Source organism: Streptomyces sp. YIM 121038 (assembly GCF_006088715.1).
Classification (GTDB): domain Bacteria; phylum Actinomycetota; class Actinomycetes; order Streptomycetales; family Streptomycetaceae; genus Streptomyces.
The window spans coordinates 728,641-754,468 of sequence record NZ_CP030772.1 but is presented as its reverse complement, the minus strand read 5'-3'; the positions used below and the strand labels follow the sequence as shown (position 1 = coordinate 754,468).

22 protein-coding genes and 2 pseudogenes are annotated in these 25,828 nt (G+C 72.2%); 19 read left to right on the top strand and 5 right to left on the bottom strand.

What is annotated here, in order from left to right; translation table 11 throughout:
- Positions 1 to 103: 103 nt before the first annotated feature.
- From C9F11_RS46125 to C9F11_RS46105, 4 genes are all read left to right on the top strand, one after another.
- Positions 104 to 1,318 carry an IS110 family transposase gene (locus C9F11_RS46125; protein ID WP_138968533.1) on the top strand — a complete coding sequence of 405 codons (1,215 nt, stop codon included), beginning with the start codon at positions 104 to 106 and terminating at the stop codon, positions 1,316 to 1,318.
- A 1,034-nt stretch (positions 1,319 to 2,352) separates the two neighbouring features.
- Positions 2,353 to 2,913 (top strand): winged helix-turn-helix domain-containing protein, encoded by a 561-nt coding sequence (locus C9F11_RS46120; RefSeq protein ID WP_138968531.1) that lies wholly within the window; start codon positions 2,353 to 2,355, stop codon positions 2,911 to 2,913.
- Positions 2,823 to 3,389, top strand: a complete 567-nt coding sequence (locus C9F11_RS46115; protein ID WP_138968529.1) for a transposase — start codon at positions 2,823 to 2,825, stop codon at positions 3,387 to 3,389. Before C9F11_RS46120 ends, C9F11_RS46115 begins: the two co-directional genes overlap by 91 nt.
- Before the next feature lie 495 nt (positions 3,390 to 3,884).
- On the top strand, positions 3,885 to 4,172 hold the full coding sequence (locus tag C9F11_RS46105) for a hypothetical protein (RefSeq protein WP_249402376.1): 288 nt from the start codon (positions 3,885 to 3,887) through the stop codon (positions 4,170 to 4,172).
- A 166-nt stretch (positions 4,173 to 4,338) separates the two neighbouring features.
- Here C9F11_RS46105 and C9F11_RS46100 read toward each other — a convergent pair whose 3' ends face one another.
- The 3 genes from C9F11_RS46100 to C9F11_RS46090 are packed head-to-tail and all read right to left on the bottom strand — an operon-like array spanning position 4,339 to position 7,274.
- The gene (locus tag C9F11_RS46100; protein WP_138968525.1) at positions 4,339 to 5,184 is read right to left on the bottom strand and encodes a Crp/Fnr family transcriptional regulator; all 846 of its coding nucleotides are present in this window, start codon (positions 5,182 to 5,184) and stop codon (positions 4,339 to 4,341) included.
- Positions 5,185 to 5,199: 15 nt separating this feature from the next.
- Positions 5,200 to 6,246, bottom strand: coding sequence for a LacI family DNA-binding transcriptional regulator (locus C9F11_RS46095; RefSeq protein ID WP_138968523.1), 1,047 nt, complete (start codon positions 6,244 to 6,246; stop codon positions 5,200 to 5,202).
- The gene (locus C9F11_RS46090) at positions 6,240 to 7,274 is read right to left on the bottom strand and encodes an ABC transporter substrate-binding protein (protein ID WP_138968521.1); all 1,035 of its coding nucleotides are present in this window, start codon (positions 7,272 to 7,274) and stop codon (positions 6,240 to 6,242) included. The genes C9F11_RS46095 and C9F11_RS46090 overlap by 7 nt, the downstream gene beginning before the upstream one ends.
- A 163-nt stretch (positions 7,275 to 7,437) precedes the next feature.
- On the opposite strand from C9F11_RS46090, the gene C9F11_RS46085 reads away from it, so the two are divergent.
- From C9F11_RS46085 to C9F11_RS46075, 3 genes are read left to right on the top strand one after another with little or no spacing between them, the layout of a single operon-like run.
- Positions 7,438 to 8,430 carry an NAD(P)-dependent oxidoreductase gene (locus tag C9F11_RS46085; RefSeq protein ID WP_138968519.1) on the top strand — a complete coding sequence of 331 codons (993 nt, stop codon included), beginning with the start codon at positions 7,438 to 7,440 and terminating at the stop codon, positions 8,428 to 8,430.
- Positions 8,427 to 9,704 (top strand): Xaa-Pro peptidase family protein, encoded by a 1,278-nt coding sequence (locus C9F11_RS46080; protein ID WP_138968517.1) that lies wholly within the window; start codon positions 8,427 to 8,429, stop codon positions 9,702 to 9,704. The genes C9F11_RS46085 and C9F11_RS46080 overlap by 4 nt, the downstream gene beginning before the upstream one ends.
- A 46-nt stretch (positions 9,705 to 9,750) precedes the next feature.
- On the top strand, positions 9,751 to 11,247 hold the full coding sequence (locus C9F11_RS46075) for an NAD-dependent succinate-semialdehyde dehydrogenase (protein WP_138968515.1): 1,497 nt from the start codon (positions 9,751 to 9,753) through the stop codon (positions 11,245 to 11,247).
- 14 nt (positions 11,248 to 11,261) lie between these two features.
- Here C9F11_RS46075 and C9F11_RS46070 read toward each other — a convergent pair whose 3' ends face one another.
- A complete protein-coding gene (locus C9F11_RS46070; RefSeq protein ID WP_138968513.1) occupies positions 11,262 to 11,768 on the bottom strand; it encodes a VOC family protein in 507 nt (168 codons plus the stop codon).
- 100 nt (positions 11,769 to 11,868) lie between these two features.
- Here C9F11_RS46070 and C9F11_RS46065 point away from each other — a divergent pair, with 100 nt between their 5' ends.
- From C9F11_RS46065 to C9F11_RS46010, 12 genes and pseudogenes are all read left to right on the top strand, one after another.
- Positions 11,869 to 14,091 (top strand): alpha-ketoacid dehydrogenase subunit alpha/beta, encoded by a 2,223-nt coding sequence (locus C9F11_RS46065; protein ID WP_138968511.1) that lies wholly within the window; start codon positions 11,869 to 11,871, stop codon positions 14,089 to 14,091.
- 1 nt (position 14,092) lies between these two features.
- Positions 14,093 to 14,887, top strand: coding sequence for a 2-oxo acid dehydrogenase subunit E2 (locus tag C9F11_RS46060; RefSeq protein ID WP_138968509.1), 795 nt, complete (start codon positions 14,093 to 14,095; stop codon positions 14,885 to 14,887).
- 110 nt (positions 14,888 to 14,997) lie between these two features.
- Positions 14,998 to 15,549, top strand: coding sequence for a flavin reductase family protein (locus tag C9F11_RS46055; RefSeq protein ID WP_171076235.1), 552 nt, complete (start codon positions 14,998 to 15,000; stop codon positions 15,547 to 15,549).
- 197 nt (positions 15,550 to 15,746) lie between these two features.
- Complete coding sequence (locus C9F11_RS46050; RefSeq protein WP_138968505.1) at positions 15,747 to 16,814, top strand: LLM class flavin-dependent oxidoreductase; 1,068 nt, start codon at positions 15,747 to 15,749, stop codon at positions 16,812 to 16,814.
- Positions 16,815 to 16,865: 51 nt separating this feature from the next.
- Positions 16,866 to 18,251 carry an ABC transporter permease subunit gene (locus C9F11_RS46045; RefSeq protein WP_138968503.1) on the top strand — a complete coding sequence of 462 codons (1,386 nt, stop codon included), beginning with the start codon at positions 16,866 to 16,868 and terminating at the stop codon, positions 18,249 to 18,251.
- Positions 18,248 to 19,120 carry an ABC transporter permease gene (locus C9F11_RS46040; RefSeq protein WP_171076234.1) on the top strand — a complete coding sequence of 291 codons (873 nt, stop codon included), beginning with the start codon at positions 18,248 to 18,250 and terminating at the stop codon, positions 19,118 to 19,120. Before C9F11_RS46045 ends, C9F11_RS46040 begins: the two co-directional genes overlap by 4 nt.
- 82 nt (positions 19,121 to 19,202) lie before the next feature.
- Positions 19,203 to 20,009: an ABC transporter ATP-binding protein gene (locus C9F11_RS46035; RefSeq protein WP_138968499.1), complete on the top strand. Its 807-nt coding sequence runs from the start codon at positions 19,203 to 19,205 to the stop codon at positions 20,007 to 20,009.
- Positions 20,010 to 20,085: 76 nt separating this feature from the next.
- Positions 20,086 to 21,114, top strand: coding sequence for an ABC transporter substrate-binding protein (locus tag C9F11_RS46030; RefSeq protein ID WP_138968497.1), 1,029 nt, complete (start codon positions 20,086 to 20,088; stop codon positions 21,112 to 21,114).
- Between the two features lie 6 nt (positions 21,115 to 21,120).
- Positions 21,121 to 21,594: an ester cyclase gene (locus C9F11_RS46025; RefSeq protein ID WP_138968495.1), complete on the top strand. Its 474-nt coding sequence runs from the start codon at positions 21,121 to 21,123 to the stop codon at positions 21,592 to 21,594.
- 1 nt (position 21,595) lies between these two features.
- A pseudogene (locus C9F11_RS46020) lies at positions 21,596 to 22,020 on the top strand (hypothetical protein); the annotation flags it as partial.
- 177 nt (positions 22,021 to 22,197) lie between these two features.
- Positions 22,198 to 23,424, top strand: a complete 1,227-nt coding sequence (locus C9F11_RS46015; protein WP_138968789.1) for an IS701 family transposase — start codon at positions 22,198 to 22,200, stop codon at positions 23,422 to 23,424.
- A 232-nt stretch (positions 23,425 to 23,656) separates the two neighbouring features.
- Positions 23,657 to 24,588, top strand: a pseudogene (locus C9F11_RS46010) (IS5 family transposase).
- A gap of 15 nt (positions 24,589 to 24,603) precedes the next feature.
- Here C9F11_RS46010 and C9F11_RS46005 read toward each other — a convergent pair.
- Positions 24,604 to 25,806 carry a HAMP domain-containing sensor histidine kinase gene (locus C9F11_RS46005; protein ID WP_346347489.1) on the bottom strand — a complete coding sequence of 401 codons (1,203 nt, stop codon included), beginning with the start codon at positions 25,804 to 25,806 and terminating at the stop codon, positions 24,604 to 24,606.
- Positions 25,807 to 25,828: the final 22 nt, after the last annotated feature.

The window sequence follows — 25,828 nt, the reverse complement described above, 5'->3', positions numbered from 1 at the left end:
CGCAATGCCGGACAGTCTGCGGGCGGCAGGTCTGCATAACGTGAATGCGCGAGCACGGCGCCACCGCCGAGGCCGGCACGGTCAACACCTCAGGAAGGGTGTGATGTTCGACACCGAAGGCGTGGGCGTCTTCCTCGGGATGGACGTCGGCAAGACCGCCCACCACGGCCACGGGGTCACCCCGGCCGGGAAGAAGGTCTTCGACAAGCCGATGCCCAACAGCGAACCGAAACTGCGGGCCGTCTTCGACAAGCTCAAGGCCAAGTTCGGCACCGTCCTGGTCATCGTCGACCAGCCCGCGTACATAGGCGCCCTGCCCCTGACCGTCGCCCGCGACGCAGGCTGCGAAGTCGCCTACCTGCCCGGACTCGCCATGCGCCGCATCGCCGACCTCTACCCGGGCGAGGCGAAGACCGACGCGAAGGACGCCGCGGTCATCGCGGACGCCGCCCGCACCATGCCCCACACCCTGCGCTCGCTCGAGCTGACCGACGAGATCACCGCCGAGCTCACCGTCCTGACCGGCTTCGACCAGGACCTCGCCGCGGAAGCCACCCGCACCTCCAACCGGATACGCGGCCTGCTCACCCAGTTCCACCCCTCCCTGGAACGAGTCCTGGATCCACGGCTCGACCATCCCGCCGTCACCTGGCTCCTCGAGCGATACGGATCCCCCGCCGCTTTGAGGAAGGCCGGCCGCCGCAGACTCGTCGAAGTCATCCGGCCCAAGGCCCCGCGCATGGCCGCCCGGCTGATCGATGACGTCTTCGAAGCCCTCGACGAGCAGACCGTGATCGTTCCCGGCAAGGGCACCCTCGACATCGTGATCCCGTCCCTGGCGGCCTCCCTCACCGCGGTCCACGACCAGCGCCGGGCCCTGGAAGCCCAGATCAGCACCCTGCTGGAGGCCCACCCTCTTCACCCGGTCCTGACCTCGATGCCGGGAGTCGGAGTGAGGACCGCAGCCGTCCTCCTGGTCACCATCGGCGACGGCACCGGCTTCCCCACCGCCGCCCACCTCGCCTCCTACGCCGGCCTCGCACCCACCACCAGATCCTCAGGGACCTCGATCCATGGCGAACACGCGCCACGAGGCGGAAACCGGCAGCTCAAACGCGCCATGTTCCTCTCCGCCTTCGCCTGCATGAACGCCGACCCGGCATCACGCACCTACTACGACCGGCAAAGAGCCCGCGGAAAGACCCACACACAAGCCCTCCTCAGACTCGCCCGCCAACGCATCAGCGTCCTCTTCGCGATGCTCCGCGACGGCACCTTCTACGAGTCAAGAACCCCCACCATCACCCTCGCCGCATGACCCTCCCAAATCGCTTCAAACTCGGCCCCACGTCCTTGACGAAGGACATAGAGGCCCCCCGCAACAACACGCAAGGGGCAGATGCCTGGCCCGGGGGAACTGTCAACCCCTCCAGCAACCTTAGCTGTTACCGGCGGATGACGATCTTCAGGCACCCCGACTGGCTGTTCCCACCGCGCTGGATCCCGAAGAGTCCCGAGCTGCCTCCCTTACCACCAGTACCGGAAGCAATACCGGTGGCAGGGTCAATGCACTTTGCGGGTACCGGCGCTGCCGCCACACCACCAGTCCCACCCTGCGCGGGACCGGAACTGGGATCGGCTAGGAGATTTTTGACTTGGCCGTTACCTCCCCGGCTTCCGGGCTGGGCGCTCTTGAGTTGGCTGTTCTGGCAACTCCCTTTCGCATAAGGATTGGTAGACGATCCGACGGGCGCACCAGCGCCCCCAGTACTAGCGACGGCGCCCAATCCTGGTTCTGCAGTCAGGAGATTCCGCCTCTCCTCGTTTCGCCTATTCAGGAGGACCTGGGTCGCACTACTGCGCTCGCCGGGAAAGACATACAGGTTGGACTCAACGCCGGGACCAACCTTGAAATTGACCGTGGCGTCCGGGATGACCGTGAAGGTACATTCCACGTGGGCACCCGAGCCGCCCCCGCCCCCGCCCCCGTTCAGGCCCAACGGCAGTACTGCGATCTGGCCACCGTCGATACTGCCGCCTCCTGCACCGATCCCCTCCATGTCCATGTAGGTTGCATTAAAGTACCGGAGGGGCAGTGGAGGTCCGTCCCGGTGGTGTACCAGTAGGTGCCCGGACCGGACGGGCACCTGGGATCCGGGGCAACCGCAGGGGCCGCGAGGGCAGGGCTGGCCGGGGCGGCCAGGGGCAGAGCAGCACCCAGCAGGCTGAACGCGGCCAGCGACGCTCTCACCACAACGGAACGCGGACGACACCTCATGACAACTACTCAGGTTGAATCGGTGATGTCCGGGCGGCCGTGACGAGCGGTGATCCCTGCGGTACGACGGCGGCATGCGGTATGCGCAAGGGGGTGGGCTGACGCCCGCGGAGCAGGAGAAGCGGGAGGCCGTGCGGCTGGAGGCGGCCAGATGGTTCGAGGCCGGGGCCGGCACGGCGCAGATCGCCGCGGAGCTGCGGGTGACGGACCGGTCGGTGCGCCGGTGGAAGGCGGCCTGGCGGCGCGGAGGTGCGGCGGCGTTGGCATCGGCGGGGCCGATGGCGGTGGAGCGGCTCAGCCCGCGGCAATGGCAGCGGCTGGAGAGCGGGTTGCGTCGCGGCCCGCTGGCACACGGCTTCGGTGACGAGGACCAGGGCTGGACGCTCAAGCGCGTAAAGCTGCTGATCGGGCGGCTGTTCCACGTCGGCTACACGATCCAGGGGGTGTGGCGGCTGCTGCGCCGGCACGGCTGGAGCTGCCAGGTTCCCGTCCGCCGCGCACTGGAACGCGACGAGGCGGCCATCGAGGTGTGGAAGGCCGAGGTGTGGCCGCGGGTAAAGTACCGCGCACCACCTGGGCGCCGCGCGGGGCCAGACCCGTGGTGCGGGTGGCCGGGCGGCGCGGAGGCCGGGTAAACGTCGCCGACGCGGTGTGCTTCAAGCCCGATTGTCGGCCGCGGATGTTCTTCAAGCTGCACGTCTACCACCAGCGACGAGGCGAGCCGAAGACCTTCACCTGGAACGACTACCGGGACTTCATCCGCATGGTGCACACCGAACTCGGCACCCCCGTGGTGTGGGTGTGGGACAACCTGAACGTGCATCTCCAGCAGGAGCTCTTCGACTTCGAGGCGGAACACAAGGACTGGCTCGTCTTCTTCCACCTGCCGCCGTACGCACCCGAGATCAATCCGCAGGAAGGAACCTGGAGCCTGCTCAAACGATCACTGGCCGACTTCGCCGCGACCGACCTCGCGCACCTGACCCGGGCGATCAAGCAGAAGCTGAAGAAGATCCAGTACCGGCCGCATCTGACCGCTGGCTGCCTGCCGACCACCGGCCTGGATCTCCACGGGCTGATCGACGAACCGGACATCGCCGATCCAACCTGAGTAGTAGCCGGATTTGGAGACGCCCAGTCGCTTGCACATGTACTCGACGCTGTACGCGTACTCCGTCGTGTCGAGCCGCATCTCGTCGATGAACTCGTACGTGCTCGCTGCCGGGGATCCCCCGCGAAGTACGCTGCGGCTTTTTTGAGGAAGGCTCTTCCATCTCGACTTCGCGGATCCGGCGTTCCAGCTCTTTGAGGCGTGCTCGTTCGCTGAGCGTCAGTTCCGCGCCTGGCGCCGGCTCCTGGCGTGCCTTGTGTTTCTTCACCCAGCCCCGGAGGGTTTCGGGGTTCATCCCGGGCTCGCGGCCTGCTTCGGAGATCGTCTTACTCGAGCTCAGCGCGATCCGGACGGCTTCTTCACGGAACTCAGGTGTGTACTTGCTGGGTGGTGCCACTTCGTGCTCCCTCGTTCCCTGTTCAGGGAAACCCTATTGGGTCCCTGTCCGGAAACTTCGGGGCCCCTCACTTCACCGTGCTGGCCGCGATGTCGGGCATGGAACACGAGTACATCCGCGACCGCACCCTCGAAGGCCACGAGTCCGCCCGCAAGCGCGGCAAGACCATCGGCGGCGCCGGCGTCACCGACGAGAACATGCTCACCGTGGCCCTCCAACTGCGCGACCAGAAGATGAGCCTGCGCGACATCGCCAAGAAGCTCGTCATCACCACCGGAAAGAAGAAGGGCGAGCACCCCTCGCCCGCTACCGTGATGCGCATGCTGCGCGAACACGACGAGCGGCAGGCAGCCGCGACCGTAGAGCAGGCACCGGCAGCCCGATGACGCCACATACCTCCGAGTATTCCGCGCCATTTACCTGTCAAAGTCACAGACAACGGCCTGGTCGAGGCCCCCCACAAGGCGCTCAACCGCCTCATCGACGACGGCGCCTACGCCAAGGCGCTGACCGACTGAGGGCTGCGGAACGAGGCCGTCCGGTCATTCGAGCTCACTCCGAAGGGGCTGCCCAGGACCTCCCGAGGCCAAGGCTCCGGTCCCGCGCCGCCGGGGCGAGCGACGGGCGGCGTGCCGCCGTCTCCGCGCGGTAGCGGGCGCGGCGGGTCAGGCCGGGCGGGTCGAGGACGATCCACTCGCCGCCCTCGCGAAGCACCCAGCCGCGCCGCGAGAAGTCCATCAGGACCTGGTTGACGCGCTCCCGCGAGGCCCGCACGTGGCGGGCCAGCTCGTCCTGGCTCAGGTCGAGGCTGAAGCGCGGCCCGAGCGGCGTACGACGGCCGAACCGGCTCGCCTGCTCCACCAGGGCGCGCGCGACCCGCGTGGCGACGTCAACGCCGGTGACGTCCTCAAGGCGGTCGTTGATGCCCCGGATCCGCGTCGCGAGCAGCCGCATCATGCGCAGGGCCGCCTCGGGATGGCGCCCCAGCCAGTCCCGCATGGCGGCCACCGGCACCCGGCACACCTCGGTGACGTGCACGGCGGTGGCGGTGGCGTGCCGGGGCCCGCCGTCGAAGACACAGAGCTCACCGAGGAGTTGGCCGGGCCCAGCCATGGTGAAGAGCACCTCTCTGCCTTCGCTGTCCACGCGCGTGACCTTCACCTTGCCGCCCAGGATCACGAAGACGCAGTCGCCCGCCGCGCCCTCGACGAACACGCGGGCGCCGCGCCGGTACGTACCGCGCACGGCGACCCGGTCGAAGTCCGCGCGTGCCGCGCCGGGCAGGCCCGCGAGGAGCGGCACGTCCCGGTGGCCGTCCGCGGTGACGGCGGCGACGGTGCTTGGCGCGGCGGCGGTGCGCGGGCCTTCGGTCCGGTGCGTGGCGTACGGGGTGTCCATGGGCCACCTCCAGGGTCAGGCGGGCGGGCGCTCGGCGCGCTGTGGGGGCGCGGTGGACTCCCGGACCACCAGGGAGACCGGGAGCAGCGAGGAGCGGGCGGGGCGCTGCGGCTCGGCCATGGCCTCGAAGAGCATCCGGGCGGCCTCGGCGCCTATGTCGTGGTGCGCCACCCGCACCGTGGTGAGGCCCGGGCGGAGCCGGGACAGGAACGGCATGTCGTTGAAGCCGACGACGCTGACGTCGCCCGGGCAGCGCAGGCCGCGCTCAGCGAGGACGTCGTAACAGCCGAGCGCCAGCAGGTCGCTGGCCGCGACGACGGCCGTGCAGTCGGCGCCCGCGTCAAGCAGCCGCCGCAGGGCGCCCGCCCCGGCCGCCTCGCTCCACCGGGTCGCCTCCGCCTGCAGGGCGGGGTCGTCGGCGAGGCCGAGGTCGCGTACCGCGTGCCGGAACGCCTGGGTGCGGGCCGCGCCCGTCGAGGTGGTGAACGGGCCGCCGACCAGGGCGATGCGGCGGTGTCCCAGGGCCGCGAGGTGGCCGACGGCCTGTGTGACGCCGGAGGCGTCATCGGGAGTGACGCACGGCACGTCGAGGTCGTCGACGGAGCGGTTGACCAGGACCAGCGGGACCCCGTCGGCGTGCAGGGCGCGCAGGTGGGGGTGGTCGCGCCGGGCGGTGGCGACGATCAGGCCGTCGACGCGCCGGGCCCGCAGCGACTCGATCTGCGCGCGCTCGCGCAGCGGGTCGTTGTGGGTGTCGACGATCCAGGCGTGGTACCCGGCCGGTTCCAGGGCGCTCTCGATGCCGCGCACGACCGGCGGGAAGTACGGGTTGGTGAGGTCGGGCAGGACCAGGCCGACAGTGTGCGAGCGGGCCGTCTTCAGGCTGCGCGCGATCGGGTTGGGGCGGTAGCCGAGGTCTTCGGCCACGCGCAGGACGCGGCACGCGGTGTCGGCGCTGACCTGCGTGCGGGTCGCGGGGTTGAGCGCGCGGGAGGCGGTGGCGGGGTGCACGCCCGCGGTGTCGGCGACGTCCTGCAGGCGGACCGGGCGCGGGCTCAGCATGCCTGTGGGTCGAGCAAACCCCGGGCGGGGTCGAGGGCGGTGGCCAGCGTGTCGTCTCCGGGGCGGTAGCGCAGGCGCAGGCCGAGCACGGTCTCCAGGGCGGCGCGGTCGGCGACGCCGTCGGGCACGAGGCCGTCGGCGGGGTCCCGCAGCCGCTCGGCGAACCGGGTCGCGAGGTCGAGGGGCAAGCCGAGGGCATCCTGGGTCTCGCGCAGGACGAGCGGGTCCAGGACGCGCGAGACGATCAGGCGGGAGGTCTGCGCGAGCGCGGACGTCAGCGCGTGCGCGGCCTGGGAGCGCCGGGGGCCGACGGCGGTGAGGGCGGTGCCGAGATACGGCCCGCACACGTCGGTGAGCCCGGCGAGCCGCGCCGCTCCTGCGGCCTCCGCCCGCAGGTCGCTGCCCGCGCCGAGCACGGTGGTGGCACAGCGGCCGTCCAGGAGGGCGGTGAGCCGCCGGGGGGTCGCGCCGAGGGACACGATGGCGTAGTCGCCGAAGGCGGTTCCGGACGCCGCAGGTCCGTGCGCGCCCGGATCAGGCGCCGCCCGGCCGGACGCCGCCGGGGCCGGGCCGCAGGCTTCCGCCTGCCCGGACTCCCGGGCCGCTCCGGCCGGTTCACCGGGCCACTTCAGGCCGAGGGACTCGAGCACCGCGTACAGACCGAAGGCGAAGCCCGAGTCCGGGACGTCGACGCCCGCGGCGGCACCGCGCAGCTGGTCGGCGCCGGTGATCCCCGGCGCCGCGTACACGCCGAGGCCGAGTCCGCGGTCGAGGGCCGCCAGGATGCGGGCATCGCCCGTGCGGGCGAGCGGGTTGTCCGGTACGAAGCGGTAGGCGAGCACGTTGTCCGGGCTGGTGAACGCCGCGTCGAGCTCGCCGTCGAGCAGCGCGCGGAACTGGTCGGGCGAGGAGGCGACGGGCACCTCGGTGACGGTGAGGCCGTGCTGGTCGAAGAGGCCCGCGGCGCGTGCGACGCGCAGCAGGACGGACGGGCTGAACACGCCGACGGCGAGGGAGCGATGGCGCATGAGGTGCGCTCCTGGAGGGGGACGAGGGCTCCGTGGTGGACTCCATCTGTGTGCAATCGATTGTGGAGACTTCAACTCGCCCATGACAAGGGGGAGGCGAGGGAAGACGCTGGAGTGACCGCAATCGATTGTCAGCGCATGTCTTCGAAGGAGCACCCCTGTGATGTACGAGAGCTCCGAGGGTCCCGTGGAGCGATGCGACCTGAGTGTCGGCTGGGCCGGGACGGGCCGGATGGGCGTGGCGATGGCGCGCCGCCTCGCGGAGGCGGGTGTGGCGGTGGCGGCCTGGAACCGCACCGCCGAGCGTGCCGCGCCGCTCGCCGCGTACGGGGCGGAGGTCGTCGGCTCGCTCGCCGGACTCCGCTCCCGGGACGTGGTGTTCACGATGGTGGCGGACGAGGGCGCCCTGGAGCGGGTCCTGCTCGGCGAGGACGGGCTGCTGCGCGCCGGGCCGGACCGGGGGCCGGGGATCGTCGTGGACTGCTCCACCGTCTCACCCGGCGCCTCGCGGGCGCTGCAGAAGGCCTGTGCCGAGCGCGGCACCGCGTTCCTGGCGGCGCCGGTGAGCGGCAACGCGAAGGCCGTGGCGGCGGGCCGCCTCGGCGTCGTTGTGTCCGGGCCGCGGGCGGCGTACGAGCGGGTGGCGCCGCTCCTTCGGCTCGTCGGGCGCTCGGTGACCTACGCCGGGAAGGGCGACAGCGCCCGCCTGGTGAAGATCGCGCACAACCTGGTGCTCGGCATCGTCACGCAGGCCCTCGCCGAGACGGCGGTGCTCGCCGAGAAGGGCGGCGTGCCGCGCCGGGCGTATCTGGAGTTCCTCAACGACAGTGTGCTCGGCTCGGAGTTCACGCGGTACAAGACCCCGGCGCTCGTCAGCCGCGACTACACACCGACGTTCACCCCTGTCCTGCTGCGCAAGGACTTCGACTTGGGGCTCGACGCGGGCCGCGCCCTCGACGTGCCGCTCCCCCTGGCTGCGGCGACCGCGCAGCTCGTGCAGTCCTGCGTGAGCACCGGGCGCGGCGCGGCGGACTTCGCGGTCCTCCTCGAGCTCCAGGCCGCCGCGTCGGGCCTCACGCTCGCCCCGGACGACGGCGCGGTGTCCGACGGCCTGACCACCGCGCCCGAGCCAGAGAACCCGGGAGCGCCGTCATGACCAGCCCGGCCGCCGCATCCCCCGCCGTGTCGCCCCCTTCGGCCCCCTTGCCCGCGCCCGGTCACATGAGCGTCGACCACGAACAGCGCCTCGACGTCGACCGGTTGCGCCGCTACCGGCTCGACCGCGCCCGCGCGGCGCTCAACGCCTCCGGCTGCGGGGCCTTCCTGCTCTTCGACGCCGCCAACATCCGCTACACGACCTCGACGTGGATCGGCGGCGGCCTCGGCGACAAGATGACGCGCTACGCCCTGCTGCCCCGGGGCGGTGAACCGTACCTGTGGGACTTCGGCTCCGCGGCCCGCCACCACCAGGCGCACTGCCGCTGGCTCGCGCCGGACCGCTGCCGCGCCGGGATGCTGGGGCTGCGCGGCGCCATCGCCCCGACCGCCGGGCTGATGCGGGACGCCGTACGGGAGGTCAAGGCGCTGCTGCACGAGGCCGGGGTAGCCGGGGAGCCGGTGGGTGTGGACCTCGTCGAGCCGCCGTTCCTGTTCGAGGCCGAGCGGCAGGGGCTGCGCGTGGTCGACGCCCAGCAGCACCTCCTCGACGCACGCGCGATCAAGTCACCGGACGAGATCACTCTGCTCAGCCAGGCGGCGGCCATGGTCGACGGCGTGTACCACGACGTCCTCGCGGCGCTGCGGCCCGGCGTGCGCGAGAGCGAGATCGTGGCACTGGTCAACGAGCGCCTGTACGCGCTGGGTTCAGAGCAGGTCGAGGCGGTCAACGCGGTCAGCGGCGAGCGCTGCAACCCGCATCCGCACAATTTCTCCGACCGGCTCGTCCGCCCCGGCGACCAGGCCTTCTTCGACATCATCCACGCCTACAACGGCTATCGGACCTGCTACTACCGCACCTTCGGCGTGGGCCGCGCCACCGCCTCGCAGCGGGACGCCTACGCCCGCGCGCGGGAGTGGATGGACCGCGCGATCGCGGCCGTGCGGCCGGGCGTCGGCACGGACGCCGTCGCGCGCCTGTGGCCGGAGGCGACCTCGTTCGGCTTCGCGGACGAGATGGCCGCGTTCGGGCTCCAGTTCGGCCACGGGCTCGGGCTCGGCCTGCACGAGCGCCCCGTCATCTCGCGGCTGAACAGCCTGCGCGAGCCCGTGGAGCTCAAGGCCGGGATGGTGTTCGCCCTGGAGACGTACTGCCCGGCCGACGACGGCTTCTCCGCCGCGCGCATCGAAGAGGAGGTCGTGGTCACCGCGGGCGGGGCGCACGTCCTGACCCTGTTCCCGGCCGACGAACTGATCGTCGCGGCCGCCTGCTGACGGCGCGGCACGGACCCGACACCCGCCCTCCGAGGGGAGTTCCGCCATGGGCACACCCGGGCTCACCGGAGCCGGCACCGGCACGCGTGGGGCCACCGCCACGCGCACCGGCCGCCACGCCCTCCACACCGACCTGCACATCGGCGGCCACGCGACCGCCACCGACGCCCGCTTCCCCGTGTGCGATCCCGCCACCGGCACCGTGATCGCCGAGGTCGCCGACGGCACCGCCGACGACGCCGTGCGGGCGGTGGCCGCGGCGCACGAGGCGGGGACGCGCTGGGCCGCCACGTCCCCGCGCCGCCGGTCCGAACTCCTCCTGGCCGCCTTCGGCCTGCTCCAGGACCGGGCGGAGGAGCTCGCCGCGCTGATCACCAGGGAGAGCGGCAAGGCCCTGTCCGATGCGCGCGCCGAGGTGCGCTACGCCGCCGAATTCTTCCGCTGGTACGCCGAGGAGGCCGTCCGCGCCGCCGGGTCGCTCGTGCCCGCGCCGGCCGGCGGTCACCGGATCCTCGTCCAGCACCGGCCCGTCGGCGTCTGCGCGCTCGTCACGCCGTGGAACTTCCCCGCCGCCATGGCCACCCGCAAGCTCGCGCCCGCGCTCGCCGCGGGCTGCACCGCGGTCCTGAAACCGGCGAGCGACGCCCCGTTGACCGCCCTGTGCGTCGCCGCGCTCCTGGAGCGGGCCGGGGTACCGCCGGGTGTGGTCAACGTCGTGCCGTCCCGCAGGCCGGGCGAGGTGGTCGGGGCCCTGCTGCGCGACCCTCGGGTGCGCAAACTGTCCTTCACCGGCTCGACCGAGGTGGGCCGCCTGCTGCTGCGCGAGGCGGCGGAGGGGGTCCTCAACGTCTCGATGGAGCTGGGCGGCAACGCGCCGTTCCTGGTCTTCGCGGACGCCGACCTCGACGCCGCCGTCGCCGGGGCGGTGCTCGCGAAGACACGCAACGCCGGGCAGGCCTGCACGGCCGCCAACCGGTTCTACGTCCAGGCTCCCGTGGCCGGGGAGTTCGGCCGCCGCCTGGCCACGCGCATGGCCGCGCTCACCGTGGGCCCTGGCCACGCCGAAGGCACCGACATCGGGCCGCTGATCAACGCGGCGGCCGTCGCCAAGGCCGACCGGCTCGTGGCGTCCGCGGTGGCGAGCGGCGCCCGGGCCCTGACGGGCGGGGCCCGCCCGTCAGGGCCCGGCTGTTTCTACCCGCCGACCGTCCTCGCGGACGTGCCGCCCGGCGCCCCGATCCTTGCCGAGGAGATCTTCGCTCCGGTCGCGCCGATCGTGCCGTTCGACCGCGAGGAGGAGGCGGTGCGGCACGCCAACGCCACCGACATGGGCCTGGTGTCGTACGTGTACACCGGTGACCTGGCCCGGGCCCTGCGCCTGACCGGGCTCCTGGAGGCGGGCATGGTCGGCGTGAACCGGGGTCTGGTGAGCGAGCCAGCGGCGCCCTTCGGCGGGGTCAAGCAGAGCGGCATCGGCCGGGAGGGCGGGCACGACGGGCTGCTCGACTACCTGGAGACGCAGTACACCGCCGTCGACTGGTGACACCGGCATTGCCGTCAACTCCCGTGTCGCATACGGGTGTAGGCCTTGCCGCCGGGATAGGAGACCAGCTCGAACTGCATCCCCCACGGCGCGAGGAAGTACACCCAGCGCTGCCCCTCGCTGGGCCCCCGGCTGACCGTCGGCCCGCCGAGCACCCGCACGCCCATGGCCCGCAGATACTCCACGGCCGCGTCCAGGTCGTCCACGTACAGCGCCACATGGTGACCGCCCATGTCGCTGTTGCGGGGCACCCGCGCACAGCGGTCGGGCGCCTCGTAAGCGAACACCTCGAAGACCGCCTGACCGCCGCAGCCGAAGAAGTGCAGCTCCCGCATGACGGCCCGCGGGTCGACGTTCAGGTGCCGGGCCATCCAGTCGCCGTCGTCGTCGCGGAAAGGCCCGAGCGAGTACAGGTACGCACACCCGAGGACGTCGACGAGGAACGCTCGGGCCTCGTCGAGGTCGGGGACAGTGAAGCCGATGTGGTCGAGGCGGGCCAGGCCCGGAATACCCTCGCTCATCACGCACGCTCCTTCGGCGCTGCCGGGGCCACGACTCCCGTGGCACACCGGCACGTTCACGCGGGCGCCCCGCCCGCCGCAACCGACTGTGGAGAACGCCATGACCAGTGAACGCCACCTGGCACAAGCGGCACCCTGGACCGAGGTCACCGCGACCGCCGCCGACTGGGACGCCGCCGACCCGGCGCTGCTCACCACGGTCTACGGGCAGCTCGTCCTGATCCGCGCCTTCGAAGAGTACGTCCTTCAGCTCGCGGACGCCGGGCTCGTGCACGGGCCCGCCCACTCCAGCGTCGGCCAGGAGGGCGGCGCCGTCGGCTCCGTCCTCGCGCTCCGTGACGGGGACACCGTGAACGGCTCGCACCGGGGCCACCACCAGTTCCTGGCGAAGGCCCTGCACCACGTCGAGCCCCAGGGCTTCGATCCCCGCGCGGAGGTCTCCGAGGAAGTGCGGACCATGCTCCTGCGCACCCTCGCGGAGATCTGCGGCCTGGACCGGGGGTTCAGCCACGGGCGCGGCGGCTCCATGCATCTGCGCTGGCGGGAGGCGGGGGCGCTGGGCACCAACGCCATCGTCGGCGGGGGCGTGCCGCTCGCCGCCGGATCGGCGTGGGCGCACCGGCGGGCGGGCACCGACGCCGTCGCGGTGACGTACTTCGGGGACGGCGCGATCAACATCGGCTCGACTCTGGAGACGTTCAACCTCGCCGCGGCGTGGCGGCTTCCGCTGTGCTTCTTCGTCGAGAACAACCAGTACGCGGTGGCCACCTCCGTGGCGGAGGCCACGGGTGAACCGCGCCTGTCCGCGCGCGGCCCCGGCTTCGGCATCGCGAGCTGGAAGACCGACGGCATGGACCCGCTCGCCGTGCATCTGACGATGCGGGCGGCGCTCGCGCATCTGCGGGCCGGGCTCGGCCCGGCCCTGGTGGAGGTGGACGTGTACCGCTACTTCCACCAGAACGGGGCACTGCCGGGCAGCGCGTTCGGCTACCGCGGCAAGGAGGAGGAGCGCGCCTGGCGCGAGCGGGATCCGGTGGAGCTGATGGCCCGTCAGCTGGAGTGGCTCGGCCTCTTCACTGCCGACGAGGTGGCCGGGTGCGGCAAGCGGGCGGCGGAGCTGATGGCGGGCCTCGGTGCGGAGTTGCTCGAACCGGCGCCCGGCGGCCGTGCCGGGCAGCGGCGGATCCGGCCCTCGGAGTGGCCCGACGCGGCCTTCGCCGACGTGGGCGTGCGCGGGGACCTGTCGGAGTTCGACGGCGCCCGGTACGCGGAGGCCGGCACGTTCGCCGGGCGGCTCACCGAGACCCGGTTCGTCGACGCGGTCGCGCGGGTCATGGCCCGCCGCATGGAGACCGATCCTTCGGTGGTGGTGCTCGGCGAGGACGTGCACCGGCTCAAGGGCGGCACCAACGGCGCGACGCGCGGGCTCGCCGAGGCCTTTCCCGACCGGGTGCTCGCCACCCCGATCTGCGAGAACGCCTTCACCGGCACGGCGGGCGGCATCGCGCTCGACGGGCGTTTCACCCCGGTCGTGGAGCTGATGTACGCCGACTTCATGTGGGTCGCCGCCGACCAGCTCTTCAACCAGATCGGCAAGGTCCGGCACATGTTCGGCGGCGCCACGCCCGTGCCCCTCGTGCTGCGCAGCAAGGTCGCCATCGGCACCGGCTACGGCGCGCAGCACTCCATGGACCCGGCGGGCGTCCTCGCCACCGCGCCCGGCTGGCGAGTGGTCGCGCCGTCCACTCCGTTCGACTACGTGGGCCTGATGAACAGCGCCCTGCGCTGCCAGGATCCGGTGGTCGTCCTGGAACACGTCGACCTGTACCGGAGCCGGGGCCCGGCGCCCGTCGACGACTGGGACTACTGCCTGCCCGTCGGCAAGGCCGCCGTCCGCCGTGCGGGCGAACGCGTGACCGTCCTGACGTACCTCGCGATGACCGAGCCGGTGCTGCGGGCCGTGGACCGGACGGGAGTGGACGCCGAGGTGGTGGACCTGCGCTGGCTGGACCGGGCGAGCGTCGACTGGGACACCATCGGCGGGAGCGTCCGCAGGACCGGGGTCGTCCTCGTGGCCGAGCAGGGCGCCGCGGGCACCTCGTACGGGGGCTGGCTGGCCGACGAGATCCAGCGCCGCTTCTTCGACTGGCTCGACCACCCCGTCGAGCGGCTCACCGGCGGCGAGGCGTCCCCCGCGATCAGCGAGGTCCTGGAGCGGGCGGCGCTCGCGGGCGAGGCCGAAGTGGCCGCGAAACTCACCGAGATGACCGAGGCGACCGAGATGGCCGAGGTATCCGACGTGCCCGAGACGACGGAGCGCTGAGATGGCGACGACGGCTGCCCCGCCGCCCGGCCGGGTCTTCAGCAGCCCGCTGGCCCGGCGTCTGGCACGCGCGGCCGGGCTCGTGTGCGAGGAGATTCCCGGGACCGGCCCGGGCGGCCGGGTCGTACGCCGCGACGTGCTCGCGGCGGTCACGCACCGTCGGCGACGGCGGGACACGGTGGCGTGCCCGGCGCTCACGCTGCGCGGCCCGGTCCCCGTCGGCGACCTGCTCGACCTGCGGCACCGGCTGAACGAGGTGGGCGGGGTGCCGCATGTCTCCCTGACTCATCTGCTCGTCAGGGCGGCCGCGCTCGCCCATCGGGCGGTGCCCTCGATGCGGGCCGGCCAGACCGCCGGGACCGGTGTCCGCCCGCACACCGCCGTGGACCTCGCGCTCGCCGTCGCGACGGAGCGCGGCCTGGTCACGCCCGTGCTGCGCGACGCCGACCGGCTGCCGCTGACCGCGCTCGCCGACGCGGTGGTGGACCTGGTGCGGCGCGCCCGTGCGGACGGGCCACGGCCCGGCCGACCCGACGGCGCCACCCTGACGTTGGTGAACCTCGGCGGCTACGGCGTCGAGGAGGCCACCGTGTCCGTCACACCACCCCGGTCCGCGGTGCTCGCGGTCGGCGCGGCCCGCCCGGAAGCGGTGGTGGTGGACGGCCGGGTGCGGGTCGAGACGGTGCTGCGGGCGACGCTTTCGGTGGACCCGCGTGCCGTGGACGGGGCGGTGGCGGCCGCGTGGCTGCGGGAGTTCACCGCGCTCCTGGAACAGCCGGTGCGGCTGCTGCTATGAGGGCGCGGGGCCGCGCGCGTGCGTCAGCGCGCCGTGCTCGCTTCCCGGGTGTGCGGTGTTCCACAGGGCGCGGTGCGGGGCGCGCCCGTCCGGCCAGGCTGAACACGTCCATGTTCGTCCGTGCCGTGGAGGCCCCGGTGTCCAACGCCCCGTCCCGCCCCGCCACCGCCCCGCGCGGTCTGCCCGCCGACCAGTTCCTGCCGCTCGCCGCCGCGCTGCCCACGGGGGTGTCCGTCGTCACCAGCCTGAACGTGCTGGGCGCGCCGATGGGCATGACCTCCGGAGCCGTGTGCTCCCTGTCGTGTGAGCCGCCGCTGATGCTGGTGTGCATGGGTGAGCGGTCCCGCACGCTGACCGCCGTGCTCGGTCACGGGGCGTTCTGCGTGAACGTGCTCGCGGCCGACGCGACCACCCTGGCGGAGCGCTTCGCCGGGCGGGGCGCCGACAAGTTCGCGGGGGTCAGCTGGCGGCCGGGCCGCGCCGGGGCCCCGGTGCTCACCGAGCACACGGTCGCGCACCTGGCGTGCGAGGTACTGCGGACCGTGGACGGGGGCGACCACACCATGGTCATCGGCCTGGTCGTGGAGGGGGACGGGCGGCCGGACGTGCTGCCGCTGCTGTACCACCGCAGGCGCTACGCGGGCTTCCCGCCCCCACCCTGACCCGCCCTCACCCCGCCCCGACCTGCCTTACCCCAACCGGCCGGGTCCCGCGGTCCGCCCCCGCGGCCGTACGACCCCGTGCGCCGCCGGACGTGAAGAACTCCACAACCGCATTGACCACGGTCGCGCCGCCTCCGGACACTCCTTGCCACCGCGCAGGTCCCCGAGGCCGGCCCGCCCCAGTGAGGGAGCCCCGTATGCGCTTCTCCATCTACCTCAACGCCCAGACCCGCGGCCCGCACGAGGACGTCGGCATCATCGAGACCCTGATCCGGCAGGCCGTGACGGCCACCGACGCGGGCCTCGACGGCGTCGTGCTCACCGAGCACCACTTCTCCGGCTACAACACGTACGGCGACAACTTCCTGTTCGCCGCCCACCTGGCGCCCCGGGTGCGCGCGGGCGTCCGGTTCTGCCTCGCGGTGGCGGTACCGCCGCTGCACCACCCGATGCGCCTGGCCCAGCAGTGCAATCTGCTCGACATCCTCACCCGGGGGCAGCTCATCGTCGGCTTCGCCGCGGGCGGCTCGCCGCTGGAGTACGCGGGCATGGGCCGCGACCCGGGCGAACGGCACACCCAGCTGTCGCACAACCTCGACGTCCTCCGAGCGGCGCTCGCCAAGCGCCCCGATGACCCGCCCCTGGAGTGGAAGACCGCCTTCGAACGCGGCACCCTGCACACCCGGATCATGCCGTCGGGCTACCACCGCGCGGCCCCGCCGTTCGCCCGCGCCACCCAGAGCGACAGCGGCGCCCGGTGGACCGGCGACCGGGGCTGGTACCTGTTCTCCGCCCGCGAGACACCGGGACCGCTCGCCGCCCGCTGGCGGGTGTACGAGCAGGCGCTACGGAACGCCGAACCCGCCCTGGCCGAGGACCAGGTCCAGGAACGGCTCGACTGGAGCATGGTGCAGAAGCAGGTCTACCTCGCCGAATCCGGCGAGCGGGCGGAGCGCGAGATCCGGGAGCGGCTCGTCCTGATGGCCGAGCACCAGCGCCGCAGCTTCGGTGCCGTGCGCGACCTGCGCGACGCCGAGCACCTCACGAGCGTGGTCGGCGTGTCACCTCGGGACCCGGACGCGTTCCTCACGCACGCCATGCTCGTCGGCGACCCGGCCTCGGTCGTCCGGCAGATCCGCGCCTACGAGGGCGCCGGAATCCGCCACCTCGCGCTGCTGTTCCACTACGGCTTCATGGACCCCGACACCTCCGACCGCTCGCTGCGCCTGTTCCTCGACGAGGTGCTCCCCGCGTTCCGAAGCTGAGCCCGCCCGGCACCGCCTCCTCCCCCGCCCTACTGACTCCGTGGAGCCGCCATGGAAGCCTCGTACGCCATCGACGTCCCGGCCGCCGTCGACGCGGGCCTGTGCGCGCTGCGCCTCGCGGTGGCCGTGATCATCACGTACCACGGCACCGAGAAGCTCTTCGGCTGGTGGGGAGCCGAAGGCCTGGACGGGACGGCCGCGTTCTTCGCGCGCGTCGGCTACCGGCCGCCGCGCGTGATGGCGGCCGTCGCGGGCCTTACGGAGACGGCGGGCGGCGTGCTCCTCGCGCTCGGCGCGCTCACGCCGCTCGCCACCGCCGCGCTGATCGGCACGTTCGTGAACATCCTGCTACTCCATGTGCGCAACGGCCTGTCGCGCAAGCGCAACGGCTTCGAGTACGAGCTGGTCCTCCTCGCCTGCGCGTGCTGTGTGGCGCTCGCGGGGCCCGGCACCTGGTCGCTGGACGAACTCGCCGGTGTCCGCGACGACTTCGGGCCGTGGGGGTGGGTGTCCGTGGCGGCCGGGGCGCTCGCCGGGGCTGCGGTGTCGGCGAGCCGCGCGCGGGGCGGCGGTGGGGACGACGCCGGACGCGCCAGTGCCGGGACGCCCGCCCAGGGCCCGGGCCCGGCGACCGCGCATCCGGCGGCCGGGCGCGGCAAGGCCGTGCGGCGGCGCCTCGCCCCGCTGGGGCGGGGGCTCGTCGGGGCCGCCGTGCTCGCGCTCGCCTTCGAGGGCTTCGCCCGGCTCGGCCTGGTCGACCGTCAACTCCTACCGCCGTCCAGCGTGATCCTGCCGGAGACGGCCCGGCTGCTCGTCGACCCGGAGTTCCTCGGCGAGGCCGGGCACACGCTGCGCGCCGTGGTCACCGGCACCGGACTGGCGTGCGCGGTGGCCGTGCCCGCGGGGCTGCTGCTCGGCTCGTACGCGCCGCTGACCAAGGCGCTCACGCCGATCGTGGAGTCGCTGCGGTCGGTGCCGGGCATCGCGATCATCCCGCTGCTCGTCCTCGTGCTCGGGCAGGGGCTGCGCATGGAGGTGACGCTGGTCGCGTTCGTCACCACCTGGCCGCTGCTGTTCAACACGATGTACGGCGTGCGGGGCGCGGACCGCGTCGCCGTGGAGACCGCCCGCAGCTTCCGCGTGGGCACGCTCGCCACCTGGTGGCGGGTCGTGCTGCCCGGCGCACTGCCGCTGATCCTCACCGGTCTGCGCGTGGCCCTGTCCACCGCGCTCACCGTGGCCGTCGCCGCCGAGATCGCCGTCGGCACCCAGCAGGGCATCGGACACGTCATCCTCGCCGCGTCGTACGCGGGCTTCCACGCCGACGAGGTGTTCGCCGCCGTCACCGTCGCCGGTCTCATCGGGTTCCTGCTCAATTTCCTCACCAGCGTCGTCGCACGGCGGGTGACGAGGTGGGACACCCGGGAGGCGTCGTGACGACGGCCCTCACGCCGGCCTCGGTCGCGGACGCCGCCCAGGGCACCGTGACCCGCGGGCGCGTGGCGCGCCGGGCGCTTCGGGTGCTCGGCGGCGTCCTGATCCGGGTCGGCCCCGCCCTGGTCGCGGTCCTGCTGTGGCAGTGGGCGGCGACCGCCGAGCAGTCCCCCTACTTCCCGCCGCCCTTCGACACCGCGGCGCGCGTGCGCGAGCTGTGGTTCGGCGCCTCGCTCGCCGACGGCGTGCTCACCGGCCGGTTCCGGGACGACGCCGGGCCGAGCCTACTGCGGGCGCTCGGCGGCTGGGCGCTCGGCGGGGCCGTCGGGGTCGTCGTCGGCCTGGTCGCCGGGCAGTGGCCGCGCGCCGCCGGGTACGTCGACCCGCCGGTCACGTTCCTGCGCTCGCTGCCGAAGCCCGCCGTCGTCCCGGTGTTCCTGCTGGTGTTCGGGGCCGGTGACCTGATGCGGGTCGGGCTCATCGCGTTCGGCTGCACCTGGCCGGTGCTCCTCAACACCATGCAGGGCGTGCGGTCCGTCGATCCCGTGCAGCGGGAGACCGCCCGCGCCTTCCACGTGCCCACGCGCGTCCAGCTCGTCCGCGTCGTCGTCCCGGCCGCACTCCCGAAGACCGCCGCGGGCCTGCGGATCACCCTGTCGCTCTCGCTGATCCTCATGGTCCTGTCCGAGTGGCTGCTCGCCGACAGCGGGCTCGGGCACTTCCTGATCACGGCGCAGCGCTCCTTCGACATCCTCGACATGTGGGCCGCGATCGCGCTGCTCGGCATCGTCGGCTATCTGCTCAACCTGCTGTTCGTGGCGACCGAGAGGCGGCTGCTGCGCTGGCACCGCCATCTCTCCGCCCGAGGCTGAGCCGTCCGCGTCCCCACCGCCCGAAGCCGCCCGGAGCCGCGCGGATTCGCACCGCGCGCACCCCGACCGCAGGAGGACGACCGTGAGCGCAGTGGAGGTCAGGGACCTCACCAAGGAGTACGGCAGGGGACCGACCGCGCACACAGCGCTGCGCGGCGTCTCCTTCGACGTGGCCGAGGGCGAACTCCTCTCCGTGGTGGGCCCGTCCGGCTGCGGCAAGACAACACTGCTGAAGTGCGTGGCGGGGCTGCTGCCCGCGACCTCGGGCGGCGCCTGGGTCCTCGGACAGCGGGCCCACGGCGTGCCGGACGGTCTCGCCGTGGTCTTCCAGGACTACAGCCGGTCGCTGTTCCCGTGGATGCGCGTCGGCCGGAACGTCGGCTTCCCGCTGCGCTCGGCCGGTCTGCGCCGTGCGGAGCGGCGGGAACGGGTGGCCGCGGCGCTCGCGTCCGTGGGCCTCGCCGACCGGGCGGACCACTATCCGTGGCAGCTGTCCGGCGGCATGCAGCAGCGGGTGGCGATCGCCCGGGCGCTCGCGTACCGCCCGCGCGTGCTGTTGATGGACGAGCCGTTCGCCTCCGTCGACGCGCAGACCCGGGCCGGGCTTGAGGACCTGACGCGCCGCGTCCACCAGGAGTCGCGGATGACGATCCTCTTCGTCACACACGACATCGACGAGTCCGTGTACCTCGCCGACCGGGTCCTGGTGCTCCGCCGCTCGCCCGGCGCGGTCCTCACCGAGCTGACCGTCGACCTGCCGGACGCCCGCGACCAGATCACGACGAGGGCGCTGCCGGAGTTCGTCGGGCAGCGCCGCCTGGTCGCCGAGCACATCCGCACGGCGTCCGCCCCGGCTCCCGTACCGCCCCGTGACGCGGTGCCGTCCTAGACCCAGGCCCCGTACACCCCCGCACCCCACACCCCGCACCTCGCACCTCGCACCTCGCACCCGGAAAGGGCCCCCCATGCCCCACTCTCCCTCCCTCCGCCGCCACATCACCCCATACGCCCGCCTTCGCGTCCCCGCCCCCGCCCTCACCGGCACCGCCGCAGCCTGTGCCCTGGCGCTGCTCGCCGCGTGCGGCGGCGGGGACGCGAAGGCCGCGAAGGACGACGCGGGCCGTACCGTCATCCGCGTCACCTACCCCACCAACGTCAGCAACGTCCCCCTCCACATCGCCCTGAAGAAGGGCTACTTCAAGGCCTCGGGCCTCACCGTGAAGCCCGAGGCGGACCTGGGCTCGGGCAGCACGGTGGAGGCGGTGGTCGGCGGTCAGGTCGACATGGCGTGGGCGAACTCGGTGGGCGGCCTCACCGCGTACAGCAAAGGCATCGACGTACGCCTGGTCGCAGTCACCGACACCGCGACGCACGGCAACCAGCAGGTCCTGGTCCCCCGCGCGTCCAAGGCCCGTGACCTCGCCGACCTCAAGGGGGAGAAGCTCGCCGTGCTCGCGCCGACGACCGTGTGCATCCTCAACGTCCGCGCGGAGCTGACGGCGCGCGGACTGCCCACCGACGCCATCGAGTTCACTCCAGTCTCTCCGCCCGAGCACGCCAACGTGCTGTCCTCCGGCGAGGTCGCGGCGACCTGCACCAGCGAGCCGTTCCGCACCCAGATGATCCAGAAGCTCGGCGCCCGGTCCGTGTTCGACACCGACACCGGCGAGCTCAAGGGCTACCCGGTCGGCGGCTACCTGGTGACCTCCGCCTTCGCCAAGGCACACCCCAAGGAGATCAGCGCCTTCCGCACGGCCCTCAACAAGGCGACGCGGTACGCCAACACGCACCCCGACGAGGTGCGGAAGCTGCTGCCCACATTCACGGGCACGGACGCGGACGTCGCCGCTGACGTCGTCATCAACCGGTACCTGGAGCGGCAGGACACCGCCACCGTACGGCCGCTGGTGCGGCGCATCGCCTCGGCGATGCACAGTTACGGCCTGGCGGAGCGGCCGATAGACGTGTCCGGCTACTTCGCGGCGGGGAGGTAGGGGCCCGTGACTTCCCTGGTGGGCCCGGCGGGGCCAGGCCCGCACACTCCGGAGGAGCACCGCAACCTCGACACGGTCCTGGCGCTGCGCCGCGCCACCGTCGAGGGCCGGGCGGCGTTCTTCGCCCCCGGCTACCGGGTGCACCGCCACGGCATGGCCCATCTGGCCGCGCTCGGCGGCTTCACCGACGGCACCGGCTACACGGCCGGGTCCATCGCGGACCGGCGGGACCGGATCGAGGACATCATCGCCCGAGGGGACCGCGTCTGGGCGGTGTGGACGATCCAAGGCACCCACACCGGACCGCTGTTCGGCGTCGAGCCGACCGGCAGGCGCCTGCGCGTCCTTGAGCTCGGCATCTGGCGCCTGGTGGACGGCAAGGTCGCGGAGGCGTGGTTCTTCGCCGACGAGTACGGGCTGGCGCACTCCCTCGGCCTGCTGCCCACCGGCTCCTCCCCTGCTGCCTCCCCTGGACACTAGTCCGGGGGTGGGCTTCCTGCCGCTGGTCTCGCTCGGGCCCGCGTTCGCCGGGCTGGTCGGCACCTGGCGACGTACAGCGGCGATCGGTGCGGTGGCCCTGCTGCTCCGCACGGCGCTGGGGATCTACGACGGACTGTTCGACTCGCGCCCCGGCTACACGGCACTGGCGTCCGTCGGCGGCGTCACCGCAGCCGGCGTCACAGCCGCAGTAATGCGCGGCAGACGCGAGGCGGAACTCGCCACCATGCGCTCCATCGCGGAGGTCACCCAACGGGTACTGCCGCGCCACGCACCGCGGGCCCCCTGCAGGTGGCGGTCTCCTACATGTCCGCCGTCGCCGGCGCACGGGCAGGCGGTGACCTGTACGAGGTCGTGGCTTCCTCGCACGGCGTCCACGTGATCGTGGGTGACGTACAGGGCAAGGGCTAGTACTCCAGCAGCGGTTCGCTATCTGGCCTGGTCGAAGGCGTCGTCGGGAGTGTAGTGGTTTGGTCGTGGGTCGGGGGTGGTCTGGCCGGACCGCCCCTCCCACGTGTGGGTCAGGATTTGGCTGGCCGACTCCGGTGCCGACAGCCTTCCAAGGTGATCGACGAGCATGCGGACGTGACCTGGGAGCGGGAACTCGACACTCTCTTCTTGCGCATTGGCCACCGCTTCGGCCGCGCGGACCTGCGGCGTCGGATGCGGGACTATGTGCGGGGGCTTCTCGCTCCCGTCAGCCGTAAAAACGGCTGGCAGCTGGCCGAGTTCGCCGGGCACCACACCCCTGATGGCTTCCAGCGGCTGCTGAACGCGGCGAACTGGGATGCCGACGACGTCCGCGACGACCTTCAGGCATACGTCGCCGAGCACCTCGGCGTAGACGGCGGGGTGCTCGTCATCGATGACACCGGCTTCGTCAAGAAGGGCACCACCTCCGCCGGGGTGCAGCGTCAGTACTCCGGCACCGCCGGCCGCACCGAGAACTGCCAGATCGGCGTCTTCGCCGCCTACGCCACCACCCGCGGCCGCGCCCTGGTGGACCAGGAGCTCTACCTGCCCAAGTCCTGGACGGAGGACCGGGAACGCTGCCGGGCGGCGAAGGTCCCCGACGAACGAGGCTTCGCCACGAAGGGCGAGCTGGCCAAGCGCCTGGTGCTGCGTGCTCTGGCCTCGGATCTCCCTCTTGCGTGGGTGGCTGCGGACTCCGCCTACGGGCAGGAGGGACGCTTTCGTCGCCTGATCGAGCAGTCCGGCCTCGGCTACGTGCTCGCAGTGCCCAAGTCCCAGCAGGTCTTCGGCCCGCGCATCGACTACCTGTTTGCCCAGGCCCCCGGCGAGGCGTGGGAGACGATCTCGTGCGGTGACGGCGCCAAAGGACCAAGGCGCTACCACTGGGCGGCACTGGAGCTGCCCACGGTGGCCGAGTTCGACTGCCAGGGCGAGGCCCCCGTACGCCGACGCTGGGCACTGGCCCGCCGCAGCATCAGCAAGTCCCAGGAGATCGCCTACTTCCTCGCCTACGCACCGCGGGAGACCACAGTGGCCGACCTGGTGAGGATCGCCGGGATGCGCTGGCAGATCGAGGAGTGCTTCCAGGCGGCAAAGAACGAGTGCGGCCTGGACCAGTACGAGGTCCGCCGCTACGTCGGCTGGTTCCGGCACATCACCCTGGCCATGCTCGCTCACGCCTACCTCGCGGTCATGGCAGCCGACGCGGCGGGAAAGGGGGGTGCAGAAACGCTTCCGGCACCCTGGCTCCGCTCACCGTGGCAGAAGTCCGCCGGCTCCTGGCACTTCGCCTCGGCCCGAACCGCCAAACCGGGCGGCCGCTTCGCACGCACGCTCTGAACTGGTCTCGCTGGCGCCGCAGACACCAGGCCGTCTCCCGCCGCTGCCACTACCAGCGACGACTCCACACGTTGGAGGGGCGGTCCGGCCAGACCACCCCCGACCCACGACCAAACCACTACACTCCCGACGACGCCTTCGACCAGGCCAGATAGCGAACCGCTGCTGGAGTACTAGGCACTGTTTCTCGGATCTCCTGACGTGACATGGGTGTTGGGGTCAGGCTGGGTGTATGGGTCGTGGGGATTTGACGAATGCGGAGTGGGATCGCCTGGAGTCGCTCCTGCCTCGTGGTGGTGCGCGTGGAGGCCGGTGGAGTGACCATCGGCGGGTGATCAACGGGGTGTTGTATCGGGTGCGGACGGGTGTGCAGTGGCGGGACCTGCCGGAGCGGTTCGGACCGTGGGAGACGGTCTACAAACGTCATCGCCGCTGGTCGGCGGACGGAACGTGGGCGATGCTGCTGTCTCGCGCCCAGGCGGCCGAGGACGCAGAGGGCCGGATCGACTGGGACATCTCGGTGGACTCCACCACGGTGCGGGCGCACCAGCATGCTGCCGGCGCGAGGAAAGCCCCCTCGGCCCCGCCCCCTCAAAAGGGGGCGGGGCGGGGTACGAACCAGGTCGATCCGGTGGTGCGGAAACTGGTCGTCCGGCTGGAGGAGGTGGTCCGCTCGGCGAATGCCTGGGACGTTCCCGCGGCGGGTTCACCACCAAAATCCACCTCGCTGCCGACGGACGATGCAGACCCCTCACCTTTGTCCTGACACCCGGACACTACGGTGACGGGCCTCAGTTCGAGCGGGTGCTGAGCCAGATTTCCGTGCCCCGCAGCGGAGTTGGGCGGCCACGGAGCCGCCCCGATCACGTGCTGGCCGACAAGGCCTACACGTCCCGGAAGAACCGCCGTTACCTGCGACGACGCGGAATCCGGCACACCATCCCCGAACGCCTCGACCAGCAAAGACACCGGCGAAACCGAGGTTCCCGCGGCGGTCGGCCCACCGGATTCGACAGCGAGCGTTACAAGAAGCGCAACACCGTTGAACGGGCCATCAACCGCCTCAAGGGCTTCCGCGCCGTCGCAACCCGCTACGAGAAACGCGGCTACATCTACCTCGGCACCATCACCCTCGCAGCCCTCGCCATCTGGCTTCGCACGTGATCCGAGAAACAGTGCCTAGTGGTGTCCGGGTGTGAGGTGGAGCGTGGCGGTGGCGCCGCCGCCGGGGGCATTGGTGAAGGTAAGGTTCGCTCCGAGGACCAGCGCCTGCCCCAGAGCGATCGTCAGCCCCAGCCCGTGTCCGTTCCCGCGCTCAGCCGCACCGGTGCGGAAGCGTTGTGGTCCTCCTTCCCGCACTGCCTCGGGGAAGCCCGGACCATGATCGCGGACCACCACGCTCGTGCCGTGCACAGTCACCTCCACGGGCGGGCTGCCGTGCCGGTGAGCGTTGACCACGAGGTTGGCGATGATCCGGTCGAGGCGGCGCGGGTCCGTCTCGACAACCGCGGTACCTACGGCCTTCACACGGGCCCGGTATCCGGTACGGGCAACGCAGTCCCGCACGACCTCCCGCAGCGATACCTCGACGAGATGGGCTTGTTCGGCGCCCGCGTCCAGCCGGGAGATCTCCAGCAGGTCCTCCACCAGCTTCCGCAGCACCCGGACCCGACCCCGTACCAACTCGGTGGCCTCACATTCAGGAAGAAGCCCTGCCGAGGTGACCAGGCCCATCAGCGGAGTGCGCAGCTCGTGGGCGACGTCCGCGGTGAACCGCTGTTCGCTCAGCAGGCGCCGCTGGAGTGCGGCTACCATGGTGTCAAGGGCAGCAGAGATGTCGCTGATCTCATCGCAGAGGGGGCTCTTGGCTCCGATACGGGCCTCCAAGGCTCCGGCGGTGATCCGGCGCGCGGTCGCTGCGACGCGCCGCAAGCGCCGGTTCAAAAGCTCGGCCACTAGCGCGGCCAGGGGCGCAACGATGGCCAGGGCGACCAGCACGGCCTTGACCATGTCCCGGTCCAAACCATCCCGAGCCAGACGGTCATAGGTCATGTCAACCGACACAACCATCACCTGGTCACCGGCTGGCTCGGCCGCCCACATCCGAGGCTCCTGCGGGTTGCGCTGGTCATGCCAGGTGGCCGGGCTCCCTGTGCTTGCCCCTCGCAATTCCTCGAAGATGCCTGCGGGGTCTTCGAGTTCGGCACCCGGCTTCTCCTCGCCGCGTGCGTGTGCCTCAAGAGCGCTCTCCAACTGCTCCTCGGCCCTGATCCGGTACTCATTGAGCGAGCGGGCCTGCGTAGTGTCGTGCACCAATATCCCAACCACGACTGACACCGCGCAGCATGAGATGGTCACCAGCGCGGCGATCTGCCAGCGCAATGACAGCCTAGCCGGACTCAGT